Genomic DNA, 19,936 nt, shown 5'->3' on the forward strand with positions numbered 1-19,936 from the left:
CCGAAAACGGTCCGTGCCGGTCAGCTACTGGTCACCGGCTCCGGTGTCTCCTCCGGCACCAGGCCCAGCGCAGCGTCCCGCGCGGTTTCGGCCTCTCGTCGTACCAGCCGGAACCACATGAACACCACGAAGCCGGCGAAGACGAACCACTCGCCGGTGTAGCCGAGGTTCTGGAACGCCTTCAGATCCAGCCCGGTGCCGTCCGGCGCCGTCGCGGGCACGGCCTTCATCCCGGCATCGGCCTTGTCGAGGGTGACCCAGGCGTCGTACAGGCGGTACGGCACCAGGTTGACCAGCGATGCCGAGCTGATCGCCGCGGTCTGTCCGGCCGGCAGTCCGCCGGCCGCGCTGACCCCGTCGTCCCCGGGCGTCTCGGACGCCTGCAGCGCACCGGTGACGGTGACCTCACCGCTCGGCGGCGCGGGCGCCTTCGCCGTGTCCGCCGTGCCCGGCAGCCAGCCCCGTACCACCGGCAGGGCCTTGCCGGAGTCGGTGCGCAGCAGGGTGAGGACGTAGAAGCCGTTCTTGCCGTCCAGCCGGCGACCGGGCACGAGCAGCTGAGTGCCGTAGTGCCCGGTAGCCGTGACACGGCGGCCGGAGGTGGCCTTGTCGACGGGCAGCATCGACGCGAGCGGGCGCGCGGTCTCGTGCCGGTCGGACGCGGCCTGCTCGGTCGCGGCGCGACTGTCGTGCACCCGCCCCTCGAACCGGCTCAGCTGCCAGGACCCCATGAAGATGCAGAACGGGATGGCGAGCAGCACGAAGACGTTGATCCCCCACCAGCGGGGTGTCAGCAGAAACCGGTACACGCCCTCCACGGTACGGCTCCGCCGCCGGGGCCCTGCCCGCGGGTCGGCTATCGGCTCTTCGTGGCCTTCAGGGAGTAGATCAGCGGAATGCGCGGATGGTCCGCCGGGAAGCGGTGGTAGCCGTCGCGGACCTCGAAGTTCTCGAAGGCCGGGAAGAGTGAGACGTCGTGCTCGTGCAGGAACTCGATCCGCAGCCCGGTCGCGGCGAGCGCGGAGACGACGTCGCCGAGGGTGTGCTGCCACTGCACGCTGCGGTTGCGGAAGGTGAAGGCACCCGGGTCGGCGTAGGTGCCGGGCTCGTCGTAGACCTGGGCGTCGCGGGAGAAGTAGTCGCGCACGATCCGCAGGCCGGTCGCGTAGTCCAGGGCCTCGGTGATCGGGTGGAACTCGGCGAGGTACAGGAAACCTCCGGGGGCGACGAGAGAGGCGGCCGTCTGCGCCCAGCGGCGGATGTCGGGCAGCCAGCACAGCGCGCCGAGCCCGGTGTAGACGATGTCGTACGACGGCTCGGGTACGGCGTCGGCCGCGTCGTACACGTCGCTGGTGACGAAGGCGGCGCGCCCGGGGCCGTGGCCGAGGCCGGCGGCGAGGGAGCGGGCGGCCTCGACGGCCGGGGCGGAGAAGTCCAGGCCGACGACGCGGGCGGCGCCCCGGTGGGCCCAGGAGAGGGTGTCGGTCCCGATGTGGCACTGCAGGTGGAGGAGCGTCCTGCCGGTGACGTCGCCGACCTCGGCCGTCTCGAAGTCCCGCAGCACGTCCGGGTGGGCGCGGAAGCCGTCGAGGTCGTAGTACGCACCGGCGACATGCACGGGGACCCTCTCGTCCCACATGGCCCGGTTGTCCTCGCGCCAGCCGTCGGGGGCGGAGTGTTGCTCGGCCTGGGTGCTCATGGGCGGGAAGTTATCCACAGGCTGGGCACACCCGCCACCCGATTGTCGGCGCGGCCAGGCAGTATGGGCGCATGACTGGGGCGATGAGTGAGAGCAAAGGGCCGGGCGCGGCGGACGCGGCCGGCATGCCGGACTGGGAGAAGCGCTTCCGGGCGCCGCGGGTGTCCCTGCCCGACTGGGCGGAGGACGCGCCGGACCGCTCCCTGTTCGTGTCGAACGCGACGGGCACGTACGAGCTGTACGCCTGGGACCGCGCGACGGGCGGGCAGCGGCAGGCGACGGACCGGCCGAACGGCACGACGGACGGCGCGCTCTCCCCGGACGGCGCCTGGATCTGGTGGTTCGACGACAAGGACGGCGACGAGTTCGGCATCTGGCGCCGCCAGCCCTTCGAGGGAGGGGCCGACGAGCCGGCCGTCCCGGGCCTCGATCCGTCCTACCCGGCCGGGCTCGCCCTGTCCCGGGACGGGCGTACGGCGGTCGTGGGCCGCTCCACGGACGACGAGGGTACGACGATCCACCTCGCGCGCGAGGGCGAGGACCCGGTCGAGATCTACCGGCACCGCGAGTCGGCCGGCGTCGGCGACCTCTCGCACGACGGCTCCCTGATCGCCGTCGAGCACACCGAGCACGGCGACGCCATGCACGCGGCGCTGCGCGTGCTCCGCCCGGACGGCACGCCGGTCGCCGAACTGGACGACACCAAGGGCGGCACCGAGGAACTGGGCCTGGAGGTGCTGGGCTTCGCCCCGGTCGACGGCGACACCCGGCTGCTCATCGGCCACCAGCGCCGGGGCCGCTGGGAGCCGCTCGTGTGGGACGTGGCGACGGGCGAGGAGAGCGACCTCGCTCTGGACCTGCCGGGCGACGTCGGCGCCGAGTGGTACCCGGACGGCTCGGCCCTGCTCATCGCCCACGGCTTCGAGGCCCGCAGCGAGCTGTTCCGCTACGACCTGGCGACCGGCGAGCTGACCCGCATCCCCACCCCGCCCGGCACGGTCTCCGGCCACACGGCCCGCCCCGACGGCAGCGTGGAGTACCTGTGGTCGTCGGCCGCCGAGCCGCCCGCGGTCCGCTCGACGTCCGGCGGCATCGTCCTGGACCCGCCCGGCATGGCCTGCCCGCCGTCGGTGCGCGTGGAGGACGCCTGGGTGGAGGGCCCCGGCGGCCGCATCCACGCCCTGATCCAGAAGCCGGCCGGCGCGAGCGGCCCCCTGCCGACGGTCTTCGACCTGCACGGAGGCCCGACCTGGCACGACAGCGACTCCTTCGCCGCGGGCCCGGCCGCCTGGGTCGACCAGGGGTACGCGGTGATCCGCATCAACTACCGCGGCTCCACCGGCTACGGCCGCGCCTGGACCGACGCCCTCAAGCACCGGGTCGGCCTGATCGAGCTGGAGGACGTGGCCGCGGTCCGCGACTGGGCGGTCTCCTCGGGGCTCGCCGACCCCGCCCGGCTGATCCTCACCGGCGCCTCCTGGGGCGGCTATCTCACCCTGCTCGGCCTCGGCACCCAGCCCGAGGCGTGGGCGGTGGGCATCGCCGTCGTGCCCGTCGCGGACTACGTCACCGCGTACCACGACGAGATGGAGGCCCTGAAGGCCATGGACCGCACCCTGCTGGGCGGCACCCCCGAGGAGGTCCCCGAGCGCTTCGAGGCCTCGTCCCCGCTCACCTACGTCGACGCGGTCAAGGCCCCGGTCTACATCTCGGCGGGCGTCAACGACCCGCGCTGCCCGATCCGACAGATCGACAACTACGTCAAGCGCCTGGAGACGAGAGGCGCGACCCACGAGGTCTACCGCTACGACGCCGGTCACGGCTCCCTGGTGGTGGACGAGCGGATCAAGCAGGTGCGACTGGAGATGGACTTCGCGCGCCGGCACTTGGGCGGGTAGGGCACCTTCCGGGCCGCACCGGGGGTCCAGGGGGCGGAGCCCCCTGGGTCAGCCCAGCTCCGCCAGGCCTCTGCGGGTTGCGGCGACCACGACACGGTCCCCTTTCTCCAGTACGTGGTCAGGTGCCGTGTCGGTGCGTCCCTCCAGCGCCAGGACTCTCCAGGAGCCGGCCCGGAAGGCGTCCCGTACCGTCCGGCCCTCCAGCTGGGGATGCCCGGAGACGTCCACCGCGGCGAACAGCAACACCCTCCGCTCGACCGCGATCGCGCCGAGCACCTGCCGCCCCAGCATCGCCCCGGCGAACGCGGGCGCGGCCAGATGCGTGACGCTCCGGCTCCGGGTGAGGGCGTGCGGGTAGGCGGCGCGCAGGGTGCGGTACACCGCGGTGGCGAAGTCGTCGTCGTACAGCCGCAGCACGACCCGCAGGTCGGGCCGTACGTTCCGGGCGTACAGCACGGCCTCCAGGTTCGTGGTGTCCGCGCTGGTCACCGCGAGCAGCGCGTACGCCCGGTGGATCTTGGCGGCCTCCAGCACCCCCTCCTGGGTGACGTCCCCGAGCACCACCGGCACCCGCAGCCGCCGCGCGGTGGCGAGTCCCCGCGCCTCCGGGTCGGACTCGACGCACACCACGGGGATGTTCAGCTCGCGCAGCCGGGTCAGCACCCGGGTGCCGATCTTCCCGAGCCCGAGCAGCACCACGTGCCCGCCGAGGCCGCGCGGCGGTTTCCGCAGGGCGGAGGCGGTGCGGAAGGTGCCCAGCGCCTCCAGCACGGCCGCCAGCAGCACCGGCAGCAGCAGCAACCCGACCAGACCGGAGAGGAGTTGGAGGATCTGCCGGCCCAGGGAGGCGCCGATGGCCGGGTTGTCGATCGCGAACAGGTCCAGCAAGGTCAGATAGAAGGCACTGAGCGGATGCATCCCCGTGTCCACCCACAGCGCGACGGCGAGCGCGACCACGCACGCCACCATGCCCGCCAGCGACCAGCGCAGCCGCCGGGAGAACAGCGAGGCGAGCGGCGGGACCCCGCCCCGGCCGGGCGCGGCCGACTCCCTGGTGCCCGCCGAGGACACCTGTTCCAGCACCACGGCCGCCCGCCCGGCGGCCTGCCCCACCTCGTCGTCGTCCGGCAGCAGCCGGGGCTCCTGGTCCCCCGCGCCCTCGGGATCCGTGCCCGGCGGGGTGAGCAGGGCGAGTGTGCACAGCCCGGTGCCGGCCGCCGGCCGTTCGACGGCCCGCAGCAGCAGGCCCTCGGTCTGGACGACCTTGCTGGTGCCGGCGACGGCTGTGGCGGCCAGTGCGGGCGCGGCGGTGTCGGCGTCGGACAGCACGGTGGTGGACGCGTCGGTGCCGACCTCGCCGTTGCCGGTTGCCAATGCGGCGGCCTGGTCGAGGAGTTCCTCGATGTGCTGGCCCAACCGCCGGTTGTAGAGGCGGAGGACGAGTCGCAGCCGTGGGTTGAGCCGGCGGGCGGTCAGCGCGGCCCGGATGTTGGTCTCGTCGTCGTCGAAGACGAGGGCGAGCGCCGCGGCCCGTTCCACACCGGCCCGGGCGAGCACGGACTCGGTGATCTCGACGGCCTCCACCACCCGGTCGGCCTCACCGCCGTTGCCGGTGCTCGTGGCCGTCGTGGTGGGTGCGGATCCGGTGCCGGTGCCGGTGCCGACGCCAGTGCCGTTTCCGGTGCCGGTGGGGCCGCGCCCGACCGCGGCGTTGACCATGCGGTCGAAGAGCGCCGCCGAAGCGGACCGGGCCCGTCCGACCACCGGAGGCCTGGCGGTGCGCTCGTTCGGCGGTACCACGAGGGTGACCTGCTCGCCGTAGACTCCGCGCAACTCGGCGGCCAGCCGGTGCGCGAGACCGTCGTCACCGCACACCACCATGTGCGGGGCACTGGGCCCACCTTGATACGGAACGCTCCCCACGAGGGAAAAGACTGCCCCAAGCAGAGGAGTGGTTCCAGCAACGAGGTGAACACCCGGGGGAGAACCCGCGTACCGAGGGGGAGGGAGCGAACCAGGACAGCCAGCCGGAGGTAACCGCACGTGGCCATCACGGAAGACGCCCCGCCCGGCGCCGAGGCCGGCCCCGCCGGCGCGCCGCCCGGCCGGGAGAGCCGCAGGCTCAGTTCCCCGCTCGTGCTGACGCTGACTCTGCTCCTCGCGGTGCTCGCCCAGTCCCCGATCCGGGGGCTCCTCGGCAGCCCGCTGATGCAGAGCTGGATGACGGTGTTCGTCGCGGTGACCGTGCAGGCGCTGCCCTTCCTCGTCCTCGGCGTGCTGCTGTCGGCGGCGATCGCGGTGTTCGTGCCGCCGTCCTTCTTCGCCCGCGCCCTCCCGCGCCGCCCCGCCCTGGCCGTCCCGGTCGCCGGGGTCGCGGGCGCGATCCTGCCCGGCTGCGAGTGCGCGTCGGTCCCGGTCGCGGGCGCCCTCGTCCGCAGGGGCGTCACCCCGGCCGCCGCCCTCGCCTTCCTCCTCTCCGCCCCCGCGATCAACCCGATCGTGCTGACCGCCACCGCCGTCGCCTTCCCGCGCGACCCGGAGATGGTGCTGGGCCGGTTCCTGGCGAGCCTGCTGGTGGCGTGCGCGATGGGCTGGCTGTGGCAGCGGCTGGGCCGCACCGACTGGCTGCGCCTGCCGGCCCGCGGCGCGCACGAGGGCGCGACCAAGGGGGAGGCGTTCTGGAACTCGGTGCGGCACGACACCATGCACGCGGGTGGCTTCCTCGTCCTCGGCGCGATGGCCGCGGCCACGCTGAAGGCGGCGACCCCGGCGGACTGGCTGCGCACGGCGGCCGGAAACCCCGCCTTCTCCGTGCTCGCCCTCGCCGTCCTGGCCGTACTCCTCTCCATCTGCTCGGAGGCGGACGCGTTCGTCGCGGCCTCCCTCACCCAGTTCTCCCTGACGGCCAAGCTGGTGTTCCTGGTGGTGGGCCCGATGATCGACCTCAAGCTGTTCGCGATGCAGGCCGGCACCTTCGGCCGTACCTTCGCCCTTCGCTTCGCCCCCGCCACCTTCGCGCTGGCGATCGCGGGTGCGCTCGTGACCGGGACGGTGCTGCTGTGAACCGCCAGGCCCAGGCAGCCGTCATGTTCCTGCTCGGCGCCGCCCTCCTGCACGCGGGCAGCACCGACCTCTACCTCCGGTACGTCAAGGAGGGCCTGCGTCCGCTGCTGCTGGCCTCGGGTGCGGTCCTGATCGCGGCGGCGCTGGCGACGGTCTGGTACGAGCGCCGGCGCGCCAGGACCGCCGTCCCCGGCCTCGAGGCACACGACCACCACCACCCCGAACCCCGTGTCTCCTGGCTGCTGTTGCTCCCCCTCCTCGCCCTCATCCTCATCGCCCCGCCCGCCCTCGGCTCCTACAGCGCCCTGCGCTCCGGTACGGCCCTGCAGAAGCCGTACTCCTACGGCAGGCTGCCCGCCGCCGACCCCGCCCCGCTCTCCGTGATCGACTACGCCTCCCGCGCGGCCTACGGCCACGGACGCACCCTGCAGGGCCGCCAGGTCCGCGTCACCGGGTTTCTCGCCCTGGACCACGCGGGCGCGCCGTACCTGGTCCGGATGGCCCTCAACTGCTGTGCCGCGGACGCCCAGCCGGTCAAGATCGCCCTCACCGGCGACCTGCCCCCGGTCCTGCGCCCGGACGCCTGGCTGGAGGTGACCGGCACGTACACGCCCCGCTTGGCCCACGACCCCGTCAACAACGGCCCCGTCCCGTACCTGAAGGTCACCTCGGCGAGGCCGGTCCCGGTGCCGCACGACCCGTACGACGAGACCTGGAACAACTGAAGCCCGTGTTCGATGGGCGTCTCGCTCGACGGCTACATCGTCGGGCCGGACGGCGGCTTCGACCGGACGGCGCCCGACGAGGAGGCCTTTCGCTTCGTCACCGACGAGATCCGACAGGTCGGCGTCCACCTGCTCGGACGAAGGCTGTACGAGACGATGCTGTACTGGGAGACCGCCGACCAGGATCCGTCGCTCGACGACTCGATGCTCGAGCGGGCCGCGCTCGGGAAGCCGTTCCCCAAGGTATCGAGCGGTTGCGGGCCGAGCCGGGGGAGGGTGACATCGCGATCGGCGGCGCGACCCTCGGTCCACCCGGTGCTGGCGCTCGAGAGTCGTCTACCTCCGCCACCGGGTTGCGTGCTGAGAGCCCTCCGGGTCCAGGAGCAGCGCCATCACGCCCACGAGCGTCGCGCTGCTGACGATGTCCCGTCGGGCGATCATGGCGCGAAGGTCGCCCAGCGGAATCCACTCCAGCCGGTCCGACTCATTGCGTTCCGTGGGTTCGCCGATCCGCCGCGCCCCGTCCGCGCGGAACACGAAGTGCTGGGAATCGGTGATCCCCGCCGCAGGCTGCGCGTAGATCAGCTCCCGCATGGTTCCCGGACGCCATCCCGTCTCCTCCTCCAGCTCGCGGGCGGCAGCGGTCTGCGGTGTCTCGTCGTCCTCGACCAGGCCCATGGGCAACTCCCAGGCCCAGGTGTCCGTGACGAAGCGGTGCCGCCACATCATCAGGACGCGCTGCCGGTCGTCGACGGCCGCGGCGACCGCGACATCCCGCAGCCGGACGACGTGGTAGTCGGTCCGGGTACCGTCCGGTTGTTCCACATCGAGCGAGCGCACCCGCACCCAGGGGGTGTCGTGAAGGCTGCGCTCACCGTGCACGGTCCACCTCATGTCGTCGTACCGCCTACCGGGCGGCGGCGTCGAGGTCGAAGCGCTCCAGGTCCCGCAGCCATGCCTGCGCCGTTCCGTCCGACGGGGCGCGCCAGTCGCCGCGCGGGGAGAGGGAGCCGCCCGCGGAGACCTTCGGGCCGTTCGGCATGGCCGAGCGTTTGAACTGGGAGAAGGCGAAGAAGCGGCGGATGAAGACCTCCAGCCAGTGGCGGATCTGCGCGAGGTCGTAGGTGCCGCGCTCGGCCTCCGGGAAGCCGGGGGGCCAGGCGCCGTTCTCCTTGTCGTGCCAGGCGTGCCAGGCGAGGAAGGCGATCTTGGAGGGGCGGAAGCCGTAACGCAGCACGTGGAAGAGGGTGAAGTCGTGCAGCGCGTACGGGCCGATCTTCGACTCGGTGGACTGCATCTCCTCGCCGGGCACGAGTTCGGGGCTGATCTCCGTGTCGAGGATCGCGGTGAGGATCTTGCCGGTCTCCTCGTCGAACTGCTCGCTGCCGACGACCCAGCGGATGAGGTGCTGGATCAGGGTCTTCGGGACGCCGGAGTTGACGTTGTAGTGGCTCATCTGGTCGCCGACGCCGTACGTCGACCAGCCGAGGGCCAGCTCGGAGAGGTCGCCGGTGCCGAGGACGATGCCGCCGCGCTGGTTGGCGAGGCGGAACAGGTAGTCGGTGCGCAGGCCCGCCTGGACGTTCTCGAAGGTGACGTCGTACACCGGCTCGCCGGCGGCGAAGGGGTGGCCGATCTCCTTCAGCATCAGGCGGGCGGTCGGGGTGATGTCCAGTTCGGCCGCGGTGACGCCGAGGGCGCGCATCAGGCGGTGGGCGTTGTCCTTGGTGTGGTCGCTGGTGGCGAAGCCGGGCAGGGTGAAGGCGAGGATGTCGCTGCGCGGGCGGCCGGCGCGGTCCATCGCCCGGGCGGCGACGATCAGCGCGTGGGTGGAGTCCAGGCCGCCGGAGACGCCGATGACGACCTTGGGGCCGCCGATCGAGGCGAGGCGCTGCTGCAGTCCCGCGACCTGGATGTTGTACGCCTCGTAGCAGTCCAGGGCGAGGCGCTCGGCGTCGGCGGGCACGAACGGGAAGCGTTCGACGCGGCGGCGCAGGCCCAGGTCGGCCGTGGCCGGCGGGGCGAGTGCGAAGGAGACGGTCCGGAAGTCGCCGGTGCGGGCGGCGTGGGTGCGGCGGTTCTCGCCGAAGGTGCCCGTCCGCTGCCGTTCCTGCCGCAGCAGGTCGAGGTCCACGTCGGCCACCGCGTACTGCTCGCCGAGCGGGAAGCGCTCGGTCTCGGCGAGCAGCTCCCCGTTCTCGTAGATCAGGGTCTGGCCGTCCCAGGACAGGTCGGTGGTCGACTCGCCGAGGCCGGCCGCCGCGTAGACGTAGGCGGCCAGGCAGCGCGAGGACGCAGAGCGGCACAGCAGCTTGCGGTCCTCGGCCCGGCCGACCGTGATCGGGCTGCCGGAGAGGTTGACGAGGACGGTCGCCCCGGCCAGCGCAGCTTCCGCGCTCGGCGGCACCGGCACCCACATGTCCTCGCAGATCTCCGCGTGCAGCACGAGGCCGGGCACGTCCGAGGCCGCGAACAGCAGGTCCACGCCGAACGGCACGTCCGTCCCGCCGAGCCGGATCGTTCCGCCGCGCTGGTCGTCGCCGCCCGCGATCTGCCGGCGCTCGTAGAACTCCCGGTAGTTCGGCGGGTACGACTTCGGTACGACACCGAGGACCCGGCCGCGGTGCACGATCACCGCGCAGTTGTAGAGCACGTCGCGGTGGCGCAGCGGGGCGCCGACGACCAGCACCGGCAGCAGGTCCGCCGACCCGGCGACGATCGTGGCGAGCGCCGCCTCGACGTCGTCCAGCATGGCGTCCTGCAGCAGCAGGTCGTCGATCGCGTACCCGGACAGGGACAGCTCCGGGAAGACGGTGACGGCGACACCCTCCTCGGCGCAGCGGCGCGCATGGCGCAGGACCGCCTCGGCGTTGGCGGGCGGGTCGGCGATGACGGTGTGGCCCGTACACGCGGCGACGCGCGCGAAGCCGTGCTGGTAGATCGACCAGAAGCTCAACGGGACCTCTTTCCGAAGCGGCTTTCCTACAAGACGAAGCCTAAAGCCCGGGCCGCCGCTCACCGCCCACCTGCGGGTTTCAGCGTCCCGCGGCCCTTCCCGCCCGCCTGAAACCCGGTTGAAGCCGCTCTGAACCGCCGTGGCGGCACGCTCTGGGGCATGACGACGACCGGACAAGAACTCGCGATCGCGGCCACCGGGCTGCGCAAGGCCTACGGGGACAAGACCGTCCTCGACGGCATCGACATCCAGGTGCCCGCCGGCACGATCTTCTCCCTGCTCGGGCCGAACGGCGCGGGCAAGACCACGGTGGTCAACATCCTGTCCACGCTGATCTCCGCCGACGGCGGGCAGGCGAGGATCGCCGGGCACGACCTCACCGCCGAGGCCCAGGCGGTCCGGGCGGCCATCGGGGTCACCGGGCAGTTCTCCGCCGTGGACGGGCTGATCACCGGCGAGGAGAACATGCTGCTGATGGCCGACCTGCACCACCTCTCCCGCCGGGAGGGACGGCAGGTCGTCGCCGGTCTGCTGGAGCGCTTCGACCTGGTCGAGGCCGCGAAGAAGCCCGCCTCCACCTACTCCGGCGGCATGAAGCGCCGCCTCGACATCGCCATGACCCTGGTCGGCAGCCCGCGGATCATCTTCCTCGACGAGCCGACCACCGGCCTCGACCCGCGTTCCCGCCACACCATGTGGCAGATCATCCGCGAGCTGGTCTCCGGCGGTACGACCGTCTTCCTCACCACCCAGTACCTGGACGAGGCCGACCAGCTCGCCGACCGCATCGCGGTGCTCAACGGCGGCCGGATCGTCGCCGAGGGCAGCGCCGCCGAGCTCAAGCGGCTCGTGCCCGGCGGCCATGTGCGGCTGCGGTTCACCGACCCGGTGACGTACGAGCGGGCGGCGACCGCGCTGCGCGAGACCACCCGTGACGACGAGGCGCTCAGCCTCCAGATCCCCAGCGACGGAAGCCAGCGCGAGCTGCGTGCCGTCCTCGACTGGCTGGACGCCGCCGGCATCGAGGCCGACGAGCTGTCCGTGCACACCCCGGACCTGGACGACGTGTTCTTCGCCCTGACCGGCAGTTCCGTACCTGCTCAGACCGCTCAGACCGCTCAGACCGCTCAGACCGTTCAGGCCGCCCAGGCCAGCGACAAGGAGACCGCCCGATGAGCACCGCCGGCTACGCGTTCCGCGACAACCTCACCATGCTGCGGCGCAACCTCCTGCACGCGCGCCGCTATCCGTCCCTCACCCTGAACCTCCTGCTCACCCCGGTCATCCTGCTGCTGTTGTTCGTCTACGTCTTCGGCAACGTGATGAGCGCCGGCATCAACGGCGGCCACGCGGACCGGGCCGACTACGTCGCCTACCTCGTCCCCGGCATTCTCTTCCTGACCATGGCCATGACCTCGCTCGGCACCGCGGTGTCCGTGTGCACGGACATGACCGAGGGCATCATGGCCCGGTTCCGCACCATGGCGATCTCCCGTGCCTCCGTGCTGATCGGCCACGTGATCGGCAGCGTGATCAAGACGTTGATGGCTCTGGTGCTCGTCCTCGGTATCGGACTGGCCATCGGTTTCCGGCCGAACGCGACGCCGGTGGAGTGGATCGCGGCGGCCGGACTGATGGCGCTGGTCAGCCTCGCGCTGACCTGGATCGCGGTCGGCATGGGCCTGGTGAGCCCCAACCCCGAGGGGGCCAGCAACATCGGGACCCCGCTGGTCATGCTGCCGTTCCTGTCCAGCGCGTTCGTACCGGTCAACGCCATGCCGGGCTGGTTCCGCTGGTTCGCCGAGTACCAGCCGTTCTCGCCCTTCATCGAGACACTGCGCGGACTGTTGCTGGGCAGTGGGATCGGCACGAAGAACGCTGTGCTGGCTCTGGCGTGGTGCGTGGGGCTGACGGTGCTGGGCTATCTGTGGTCCAAGGCGCAGTTCAACCGCGAACCGAAGCGGTGAGTCCGGCCGGCCGGCGGCTGCGGGCCGGCGGCGGAGGCCCCCGTCAGCCCGTCAGCTCCCGCAGCGCCTCCGCCCGCAGTTCGTCCCGCCCCAGGGCGGCGTACCTCGACCTCGCGTCGGTGTACGCCGCCCTGTCGGCGTTCTCGGCCGCTGTGCGGCAGCGGGACAGGGAGAGGGTGGGGAACTCCCGTACCACCGGCATGCGTTCGGCCAGCGCCACCAGTCGTACGGCCGCCGGGTCGCCCTGGGCCAGCCGGGCGTGCCCGAGAGCCAGCAACAACGTGCCGTACACCGGGAGTTCGACCGGGGACCCGTCGACCGGGGAGCCGTCGGACGGGGTGCCGGACAGCAGCCCGAGCAGCCGTGACCGCAACTCCTCGGTGAGTCCGGCGACCGGCTCCGGCCGGCCGTGCAGCGCGTGCGCGGCCACGGCGGCCGCCTGCAGTTGCAGCGCCCACGGGTCCACGAAGGGATCGTCGGCGGCGTACCGGGCACTGACCTCCCGTACCCGGTCCGCCGCCCGGCGCCACAGCCCGAGCCCGAGCTCGGTCAGTCCCCGGGCCAGCGCGATCTCCGCCCTGGCCGCCAGGTCGGGGCTGTACGTCCCGTCCCACTCAGGCGGCTGGTCCAGGGCGGCGCGGTCCAGCCAGTACTCGGCCTCTTCGATCTCGCCGTTGTGCAGACAGGCCAGCACCAGCCCCCAGCGGACGCCGAGCGAGTCCGACGCGTCGCCGAACGCGTCCAGCGCGCCCAGGGCGGCGCGCAGATGGTCGTACGCCTCCGCGCCCCGCTCGGTCTGCAGGCACAGCTCGCTGACCCGGCCGTGGCTGAGCAGGTGCATGACCGGGTTGTCCAGCGGGGCGAGCGCGTCGACCATCCGGCGGGCGCTCGCCAGCGCCCGCTCCACGTCGTGACCCGCTTCCCAGACGTAGCTGGCGACGCCCGCGGCGACACCCGCCAGCATCGGCTCGTCGGCCTCGCACAGCTGCTGCAGCCGCGCGAACTCCGGCGGCCGCATCTCCGGTACGGCGCACAGCACGACGGACAGGGCCCGCACCACGGTGTCCGGCGGGGCGGGCGGCAGTCGGCGCAGGGTCACCAACTGGCGCACGGCGCGCGGTCCGTGGCCCATGAAGAGGCTCGCCGCGCACACCGCCGCCGCGCTGCGGGCCGGTTCCACGTCCTCGGGGTCCTCGGGCCGGAAGCGGGACAGCGGGCCCGCGGTGTCGGCGGCCAGCGAGGCCAGCCGGGCGTAGTTGGAGCCGGTGGACCACAGGGAGGACAGGACGGCGGTGACGGCCGCGGTGGCGGGTCCGTCGGCGCGGGCCAGCGCGTGCCGCAGGGCGACGACGAGGTTGTCCTGCTCGGCGCGGATGCGGGTCCAGGCGGGCACCGGGTCGTCGCCGAACAGCCGGTCGTGGTGGGCGCGGCCGAAGTCCCGGGCCCAGGCCAGGAACCGGTCGGTGACCGCCTCCTCCTCGCCGGCCTCGGCACGCTTGGCGGAGCCGAACTCGCGGAGCGTCTCCAGCATGTGGAAGCGCACCCCCGAGGCGGTGTCGCCCACCTTGATCAGGGACTGTCCGGCGAGCTGTTCCAGGAGGGTCAGCGCGTCCTCGGTCTCGCCGAGGACGTACTCCGCCGCGTCCTCGGTGAAGCCGCCGGGGAACACGGACAGGGCGCGCAAGGCCGCCCGGCCGTCGGGTTCCAGGAGGTTCCAGCTCCAGTCGACCACGGCACGCAGCGTGCGATGCCGCTCGGGCGCGTCGCGGACGCCGCCGCGCAGCAGGGTGAACCGGTCCCGCAGGCGGCTGGAGATGTCGGCCACGGAGAGCACCCGCACCCGGGCCGCGGCGAGTTCCACGGCGAGCGGCAGTCCGTCCAGGTGCCGGCAGATCTCGGCGACCGGGCCCGGGGGCAGTTCCACGCCGGGCCGGGCGGCGCGGGCCCGCTGGGTGAAGAGTTCCACCGAGGTCGCCTGGGACAGCTCCGGCAGGGCGTACACGGACTCCGAGCTCAGTCCCAGCGGGGCCCGGCTGGTGGCCAGGATCCGCAGTTCCTTCGAGCGTGACACCAGCGCCTGCGCGAGAGCGGCCGCACCGGCGATGACCTGCTCGCAGTTGTCCAGCACCAGCAGTGCAGGGCCGGCGCCCAGCGCGGTGACGATGCCGCTCACCACGTCCGTGCCGCCGGGGAACTGCCGGCCCTCCCCGGCGCCGACCGCGGAGGCCACCTCACCGGGCACGTCGTCGTCGGCGGTGACACCGGCCAGCGGGACGAAGTGCACCACGGGCTGCTCGGCCGCCCGGCTCACGGCGTGGGAGAGCCGGGTCTTGCCCAGTCCGCCGGGACCGACGACCGTGACCACCCGGGCCGTGCGCAGCAGTCCGGTCACGGCCGCGAGGTCGGCGTCCCGGCCCAGCAGCGGGTTGGGCTCGTGCGGCACGCCGTGGCGCACCGGCGCCGCGTCCGCGCGCAGCAGGTCCTGGTAGACGGCCTTGAGTCCGGTGCCGGGGTCGGTCCCCAGCTCGTCCCGCAGTCTGCGGCGGTAGGCGTCGTACCGGGTCAGCGCGGCGGCCCGGCCGGCGGTGGCGCTCTCGCAGCGCAGGAGCTCGGCCAGCACCTCCTCGTCGCGCGCCAGCTCCTCGGCCAGCTCGGCCAGGGGGGCCGCGGCCTCCTCCCGCCGGCCCAGCCGGGCGAGCGCGAGCGCCCGGGAGCGGACCAGCGCGCGGTGGGCCGGGGCCCGCCCGGCGCGCAGCGCCACCACCGGGTCGTGCAGGTCCTCTCCGGATCCCGCGCCCATGTTCCCGTCCCACAGGGCCAGCCCGGCCTCGGCCTCGGCCAGCGCGCCCGCGTGATCCCCGGCCCGCGCACGCTCGGCGCTCGCGGTCTCGTGCCGCAGCAGCGCGGAGCTGTCGACCTGCGTCTCGTCCAGCGCGAGCCGGTAGCCGGACGGCGTGCTCACGACGAGGTCGGCACCCAGCTGCGCCCGCAGCCGCGACACGAGGATCTGCACCGCCTTGCCGGGCCGCTCGGGCAGTTCCTCGCCCCACAGCCCTTCCACCAGCCGGCCCGTGCCGCAGCCGGTCAGGAGATCCTCCGCGAGCAGAGCCAGCAGGCCGCGCAGCCGGGGTGCGGTGATCTCCCGCCCGCGACAGGCGACACGGGACAGCAGGGTCAACTCGGTGGTCACCCGTGCAGGTTAGCGAGAGTCACGAGAGCCCCGAAGCCCGGAGCACCGCCCGCACGGTCTCGTCGTCGATGCGATGGCCCAGGCGGTACACGACGTCCGCACCCCGCGGCAGCGTTCCGCGTTCCAGGGAGCGGCGGACGCCGGTGTCGAGTTCCAGGCGGTGGCCGTGGGTGTCCCGCAGGACCAGGTGGCAGGAGACGCCGTCGTACTGCCGTACGGAGACCAGCGCGTCCGTACGGACCCGGCGCTTGTGCCAGGGCGTGCCGACGGCGAGCCGGCCGGCGAAGGCCTCCGTGCGGTGAAGATTCGACACCACCACCACACACGGGGGCCTTCGCCGTGATCAAGACCGGCCGTGTTAACAACGCTCGTGATCAATACACCTAGCGCCGTACGGGTGCATCTTGACGGGATCCTGACGCCGGTCGGCGCGGTCGGTCCTCAGCCGGTGTGCACGCGGGGGCGCAGGGGGCGGTTCGGTTCCGCCTCGCGCAGGACCTCGCGGGTGACCGGGGCGACCTCGCCCTGGCCGAAGAGGAAGAAGCGCAGGAAGTTGGCGAAGGGGTTGCCCTCGGTCCACTCGAAGTAGATGTGCGGGGTGCAGCCGGAGACGTCGCGGGCGTGCAGGAGCAGCGCGGCGAGGGCGTTGGGGATGGAGGAGGACTCCAGGGTCAGGACGCGGTAGCGGTTGTGCAGGACCTCGCCGCGTACGGCCATGCCGGCCTCGAACTCGGAGGGGTCGGTGACCGTGACCTCGACGAAGACGAAGTCCTCCGTGGTCGGGACGTCGTTGTCGGCCCGGATCTGCTCGATCTTGTCGCGGTACTCGGCCTTGTCGCGGTGCCCGGGCTTGTTCGCGATGAAGCGGATGCGGCGGTGGGACATGTCGCGGATGAATCGTTCCGCCATGTCGTCCAGCTCGATATGCGTGACGCGCAGCTCGAAGGCGCGGGCCAGCCGGGAGAGGAAGGAGACGAGCATGATGCCGACGATGAAGCAGGCACCGATCTTCACACCGTCGGGGCGCTCGATGACGTTCACCACGGTCGTGTAGAGGAACACCGCGGAGATCACGGCGAACCCGACGGTCCACGCGCGCTGCCCCGCCTTGCGCGCGGCGATGGTCACCGCGATCGCCGCGGAGCTGATGAGCACCAGCACACCGGTGGCGTAGGCGCCGCCCTGCTTGTCGACGTTGGCGTCGAAGAGCCAGGTGACCAGGAAGGCGACCAGGGTGAAGACGATGACCATCGGGCGGACCGCTCGCGCCCAGTGCGGGGCCATGCCGTAGCGGGGCAGGTAGCGGGGCATGAGGTTGAGCAGGCCGGCCATGGCGGAGGCGCCGGCGAACCACAGGATCGCGATGGTCGAGATGTCGTAGACCGTGCCGAAGGCGCCGCCGAGGTATTCGTGCGCCAGATACGCCAGTGCACGGCCGTTGGCCTTGCCGCCCGTCTTGAACTCGTTCGCCGGGATCAGCACCGTGGTGATGAAGCTGGAGGTGATCAGGAAGGCGCTCATGATCAGCGCGGCCGTGGTGAGCAGCTTCTTCGTGTCCCGGATCCGGCCGGTCGGCCGCTCCTCGGTGTCGCCCGGATCGCCCCGGACGTGCGGCATGACGGCGACGCCGGTCTCGAAGCCGGACAGGCCGAGCGCGAGCTTGGGGAAGACCAGCAGGGACACCCCGATCATGGCGAGGACGCTGCCGTGTTCGGTGGTCAGGGCGCTGGTCCAGTCGGTGACCAGGTGCCCGGCGGTGAGCACGTGCCCCAGCCCGACCACCACGACCACGGCGTTCAGACTGAGATAGACCACCACCAGGGCGAACGCGACGCCGATCGCCTCCAGGAAGCCCTTGAGGAACACCGCACCCAGCAGCGCCACCAGCGCCAGCGTGATCACCATCTGCTGCCCGTGCAGCGTGCTCGTCAGGTGCGGGTTCTCGATCAGGTGGGTGGAGGCGTCCGCCGCGGACAGGGTGATGGTGATCAGGAAGTCGGTGGCGGCGAAGCCCAGCAGCGTCAGGACGAACAGCTTGCCCTTCCAGAAGGACAGCAGCCGCTCCAGCATCGCGATGGAACCCTCGCCGTGCGGGCTCTCCTCGGACACCCGGCGGTAGACGGGGAGGGCGCCCGCGAGGGTGACGGCGACGAGGACCAGGGTGGCGACCGGGGAGAGCAGACCGGCCGCCAGGGCCGCGATGCCGGGCTGGTAGCCGAGGGTGGAGAAGTAGTCGACGCCCGTCAGGCACATCACCCGGTACCAGCGCCGGCCCTGGTGCGGGGGCTCCGGCTCGGCGTGCGGGCCGGTGTGGCCCCCGGCCCTGCCCATGTCGGACAGGCCCTGCAGCATCCAGGCACGCAGCCGACCGGTATGCGGAGGGGCTTCGGTCGTGGCCATCGGCGTGCTCCTGACGTGCGGCTCAGCGTGGGGTTCCGGCCATCACACCTACGGCGACACCAGCGTAGGCAGACCGTGCGGCAGGGGCCCATTTCTCGTCCCGCCGGGGGGCGTCAAGCTTGCGTCAAGACCGGCGGAGGGAGCGGCGGCCGGACACTGCCGACCCGGGGAACTCGCCGAGGGGCGCGGGGCTGTATCGGCATACGGCCCCGCCGCGTGGGCGCGACCAGCCACAACGCACCCGCAGACGACGAACCGGCCCCCGCGGAGCGCTACGCGTCGGACAGCCGGGCCTCCTCCAGGTCCAACGCCCGCTGCAACCGCCGCCGCGTCGTGTCACTGATCGCGTGCGCGTCGTACAGCCGCTGGAGTTCACCGCTCTCGACGGCGATCAGATCGCGCCGCAGCTGGCGGTAGACCCGGTCGTCGGACTCGGTGGCCACGCCGCCGTTGCTCTCGGCGAGGCGGTCGCGGGCGTCGTCGAGGCGGGCGGTCAGGCCCCGGCGCAGCCGGTCCAGGACGACCTCGGGCACGACCTCCAGTTCCGCGAGTTCCTCCAGGTGGGCGAGGCCCGCGTGGGCGAGGTGGGAGCGGGCCTGGGCCTCCTCGCGCGCGGTGTGGGCGGGCTCCAGGGCGATGCCGGAGGCGCGGACGACGGGGGCGAGGGTGAACCCCTGGACGACGAGGGTGACGACCACGACGGACGTGGTCAGGACCAGGACCAGCGGGCGGTCGGTGAGCGGGCTGCCGTTCTTCGCGACCTCCGGGATGGACAGCGCGGCGGCCAGCGGCATCACGCCGCGCGTCCCCGCCCAGGTCAGCACCATCGGGATCCGCCAGTTCAGCCGGCCGATCCCGCCGTTGCGCTGCACGACCGCAGACAGCGGCGCCAGCCACAGCAGCCGTACCGCGACGAGGGTGACGGCGACGGCGAGGGCGTACAGCGGCCAGGAGCGGTCGCCGTCCGCCAGGTCCCGCACCTCGCCGGGGAGGGCCAGGCCTATCAGGCTGAAGACGACGCTCTCCAGGAGGAACACCACCGTGCCGTACACCGCGTGCAGCTGGAGCCGGATGCGGGCGTTGGTCAGCCGGTCGCCCCGGCCGCCCAGCACCACCCCGGCGACCACACAGGACGTCACTCCGGAGGTGTGCGCGACCTCCGCGAGCAGGTAGGCGGCGTACGGGGTGACCAGGGCGATCACCGTCTCCAGAACCGGGTCCTCGGTGCGGCGCCGGATCAGGGTGATCACTCCGGCCACCGCCGTCCCGATCACCGTGCCGCCGCCCGCGAGCAGAAAGAACTCACCGCTGGCCGCGCCCCAGCTCGCCGCGGCCGAGGCGACGGCGATGCCCGCCGCCACCCGGACCAGCACCAGGGAGGTCGCGTCGTTGAACAGGCTCTCCGCCTGGACGAGGACCTGGACCCGGGGCGGCAGGGCGAGCCGGCGGCCGAGCGCGGTCACCGCCACCGGGTCGGTGCTGGCCAGCACCGCGCCCAGGACGAACGCCATCTCCCAGGACAGGGGAGTGACCAGGGCGGCCACGGCGGCGACGGCCGCCGCGGAGGCGAGCACCAGCCCGATGGCGAGAATCCCGACCGGCTTCCACACCGCCCGCAGCTCCCGCCAGGGCATGTCCTCGGCGCTCGCGTACAGCAGCGGGGGGAGGACGACGAGGCCGATGATCTGCGGGCTGATCTCGATCCGCGGGGTGCCCGGCAGCAGCGCCACGGCGAGACCGGCGACCACGAGGAGGGAGGGGGCGGGGATGCGCCAGCGGCGCGCGAAGGTGGCGACCACCGTGGCGAGGACCACGAGGGCGAGAACCGTACCGACGCTGCGCATGCCGTCCCCCTGGGATTGCGGAAGCCGCTCCGGCTCCCGGCCGACCAGACTTCCCGGCACACCAGCTCTCACCCTATCGGGCCAGGTCACGTCAAGACAGTGTCAAGGTCCACGGGACTGACGCCGGCTCCCGCTTCCGGCTGCCGCACGTCCCCGTAAGAGACCCGTCAAAGCAGTGAGCGCGGCCGTAAGAG

At 72.7% G+C, this 19,936-nt stretch carries 14 protein-coding genes and 1 pseudogene; 6 read left to right on the forward strand and 9 right to left on the reverse strand.

What is annotated here, in order from left to right:
• Positions 1–20: 20 nt before the first annotated feature.
• Both SRB17_RS20550 and SRB17_RS20555 read right to left on the reverse strand, forming a co-directional pair.
• The gene (locus SRB17_RS20550) at positions 21–809 is read right to left on the reverse strand and encodes an SURF1 family protein (protein WP_323375996.1); all 789 of its coding nucleotides are present in this window, start codon (positions 807–809) and stop codon (positions 21–23) included.
• 47 nt (positions 810–856) lie between these two features.
• Positions 857–1,699: a class I SAM-dependent methyltransferase gene (locus tag SRB17_RS20555; RefSeq protein WP_228396145.1), complete on the reverse strand. Its 843-nt coding sequence runs from the start codon at positions 1,697–1,699 to the stop codon at positions 857–859.
• A gap of 83 nt (positions 1,700–1,782) precedes the next feature.
• Here SRB17_RS20555 and SRB17_RS20560 point away from each other — a divergent pair, with 83 nt between their 5' ends.
• Positions 1,783–3,597 (forward strand): prolyl oligopeptidase family serine peptidase, encoded by a 1,815-nt coding sequence (locus tag SRB17_RS20560; protein WP_153540697.1) that lies wholly within the window; start codon positions 1,783–1,785, stop codon positions 3,595–3,597.
• A gap of 48 nt (positions 3,598–3,645) precedes the next feature.
• Here the strand turns inward: SRB17_RS20560 and SRB17_RS20565 are convergent, their stop codons facing one another.
• On the reverse strand, positions 3,646–5,478 hold the full coding sequence (locus tag SRB17_RS20565; protein ID WP_153540699.1) for an NAD-binding protein: 1,833 nt from the start codon (positions 5,476–5,478) through the stop codon (positions 3,646–3,648).
• Between the two features lie 162 nt (positions 5,479–5,640).
• Between SRB17_RS20565 and SRB17_RS20570 the strand changes: the two genes are divergently transcribed.
• From SRB17_RS20570 to SRB17_RS46425, 3 genes and pseudogenes are all read left to right on the forward strand, one after another.
• Positions 5,641–6,660 carry a permease gene (locus SRB17_RS20570; protein WP_323375997.1) on the forward strand — a complete coding sequence of 340 codons (1,020 nt, stop codon included), beginning with the start codon at positions 5,641–5,643 and terminating at the stop codon, positions 6,658–6,660.
• Complete coding sequence (locus SRB17_RS20575; RefSeq protein ID WP_323375998.1) at positions 6,657–7,385, forward strand: TIGR03943 family putative permease subunit; 729 nt, start codon at positions 6,657–6,659, stop codon at positions 7,383–7,385. The genes SRB17_RS20570 and SRB17_RS20575 overlap by 4 nt, the downstream gene beginning before the upstream one ends.
• A gap of 12 nt (positions 7,386–7,397) precedes the next feature.
• Positions 7,398–7,705: pseudogene (locus SRB17_RS46425) on the forward strand (dihydrofolate reductase family protein); the annotation flags it as partial.
• Between the two features lie 16 nt (positions 7,706–7,721).
• Here SRB17_RS46425 and SRB17_RS20585 read toward each other — a convergent pair.
• The gene (locus tag SRB17_RS20585) at positions 7,722–8,279 is read right to left on the reverse strand and encodes an NUDIX hydrolase (RefSeq protein ID WP_153540702.1); all 558 of its coding nucleotides are present in this window, start codon (positions 8,277–8,279) and stop codon (positions 7,722–7,724) included.
• A gap of 13 nt (positions 8,280–8,292) precedes the next feature.
• Entirely contained in the window at positions 8,293–10,341 is a 2,049-nt protein-coding gene (locus tag SRB17_RS20590) for an NAD(+) synthase (protein WP_153540704.1), read from the reverse strand.
• Positions 10,342–10,500: 159 nt separating this feature from the next.
• On the opposite strand from SRB17_RS20590, the gene SRB17_RS20595 reads away from it, so the two are divergent.
• Together SRB17_RS20595 and SRB17_RS20600 are read left to right on the forward strand one after the other, a co-directional pair.
• Complete coding sequence (locus SRB17_RS20595; protein ID WP_153540706.1) at positions 10,501–11,517, forward strand: ATP-binding cassette domain-containing protein; 1,017 nt, start codon at positions 10,501–10,503, stop codon at positions 11,515–11,517.
• The gene (locus tag SRB17_RS20600) at positions 11,514–12,308 is read left to right on the forward strand and encodes an ABC transporter permease (protein WP_153540708.1); all 795 of its coding nucleotides are present in this window, start codon (positions 11,514–11,516) and stop codon (positions 12,306–12,308) included. The genes SRB17_RS20595 and SRB17_RS20600 overlap by 4 nt, the downstream gene beginning before the upstream one ends.
• 43 nt (positions 12,309–12,351) lie before the next feature.
• Here SRB17_RS20600 and SRB17_RS20605 read toward each other — a convergent pair whose 3' ends face one another.
• The 4 genes from SRB17_RS20605 to SRB17_RS20620 all read right to left on the reverse strand — a co-directional run bounded on the left by SRB17_RS20605 (position 12,352) and on the right by SRB17_RS20620 (position 19,742).
• Positions 12,352–15,498, reverse strand: coding sequence for an ATP-binding protein (locus SRB17_RS20605; RefSeq protein ID WP_323375999.1), 3,147 nt, complete (start codon positions 15,496–15,498; stop codon positions 12,352–12,354).
• 19 nt (positions 15,499–15,517) lie between these two features.
• Entirely contained in the window at positions 15,518–15,811 is a 294-nt protein-coding gene (locus SRB17_RS20610; protein ID WP_194294069.1) for a hypothetical protein, read from the reverse strand.
• A gap of 128 nt (positions 15,812–15,939) precedes the next feature.
• The gene (locus SRB17_RS20615; protein ID WP_153540710.1) at positions 15,940–17,898 is read right to left on the reverse strand and encodes an APC family permease; all 1,959 of its coding nucleotides are present in this window, start codon (positions 17,896–17,898) and stop codon (positions 15,940–15,942) included.
• A gap of 272 nt (positions 17,899–18,170) precedes the next feature.
• Positions 18,171–19,742: a Na+/H+ antiporter gene (locus tag SRB17_RS20620; protein WP_153540712.1), complete on the reverse strand. Its 1,572-nt coding sequence runs from the start codon at positions 19,740–19,742 to the stop codon at positions 18,171–18,173.
• Between the last annotated feature and the right edge of the window lie 194 nt (positions 19,743–19,936).

The sequence above is a fragment of the Streptomyces sp. RB17 genome (genome assembly GCF_009604455.1).
GTDB lineage: Bacteria > Actinomycetota > Actinomycetes > Streptomycetales > Streptomycetaceae > Streptomyces.

What these genes read in the sequence shown, in the direction of transcription:
- SRB17_RS20595 (WP_153540706.1), top strand. Translation starts at nt 10,501, where the DNA reads ATGACGACGACCGGACAAGAACTCGCGATCGCGGCCACCGGGCTGCGC.
- SRB17_RS20600 (WP_153540708.1), top strand. Translation starts at nt 11,514, where the DNA reads ATGAGCACCGCCGGCTACGCGTTCCGCGACAACCTCACCATGCTGCGG.
- SRB17_RS20555 (WP_228396145.1), bottom strand. Translation starts at nt 1,699, where the DNA reads ATGAGCACCCAGGCCGAGCAACACTCCGCCCCCGACGGCTGGCGCGAG.
- SRB17_RS20620 (WP_153540712.1), bottom strand. Translation starts at nt 19,742, where the DNA reads ATGCGCAGCGTCGGTACGGTTCTCGCCCTCGTGGTCCTCGCCACGGTG.
- SRB17_RS20565 (WP_153540699.1), bottom strand. Translation starts at nt 5,478, where the DNA reads ATGGTGGTGTGCGGTGACGACGGTCTCGCGCACCGGCTGGCCGCCGAG.
- SRB17_RS20560 (WP_153540697.1), top strand. Translation starts at nt 1,783, where the DNA reads ATGAGTGAGAGCAAAGGGCCGGGCGCGGCGGACGCGGCCGGCATGCCG.
- SRB17_RS20615 (WP_153540710.1), bottom strand. Translation starts at nt 17,898, where the DNA reads ATGGCCACGACCGAAGCCCCTCCGCATACCGGTCGGCTGCGTGCCTGG.
- SRB17_RS20585 (WP_153540702.1), bottom strand. Translation starts at nt 8,279, where the DNA reads ATGAGGTGGACCGTGCACGGTGAGCGCAGCCTTCACGACACCCCCTGG.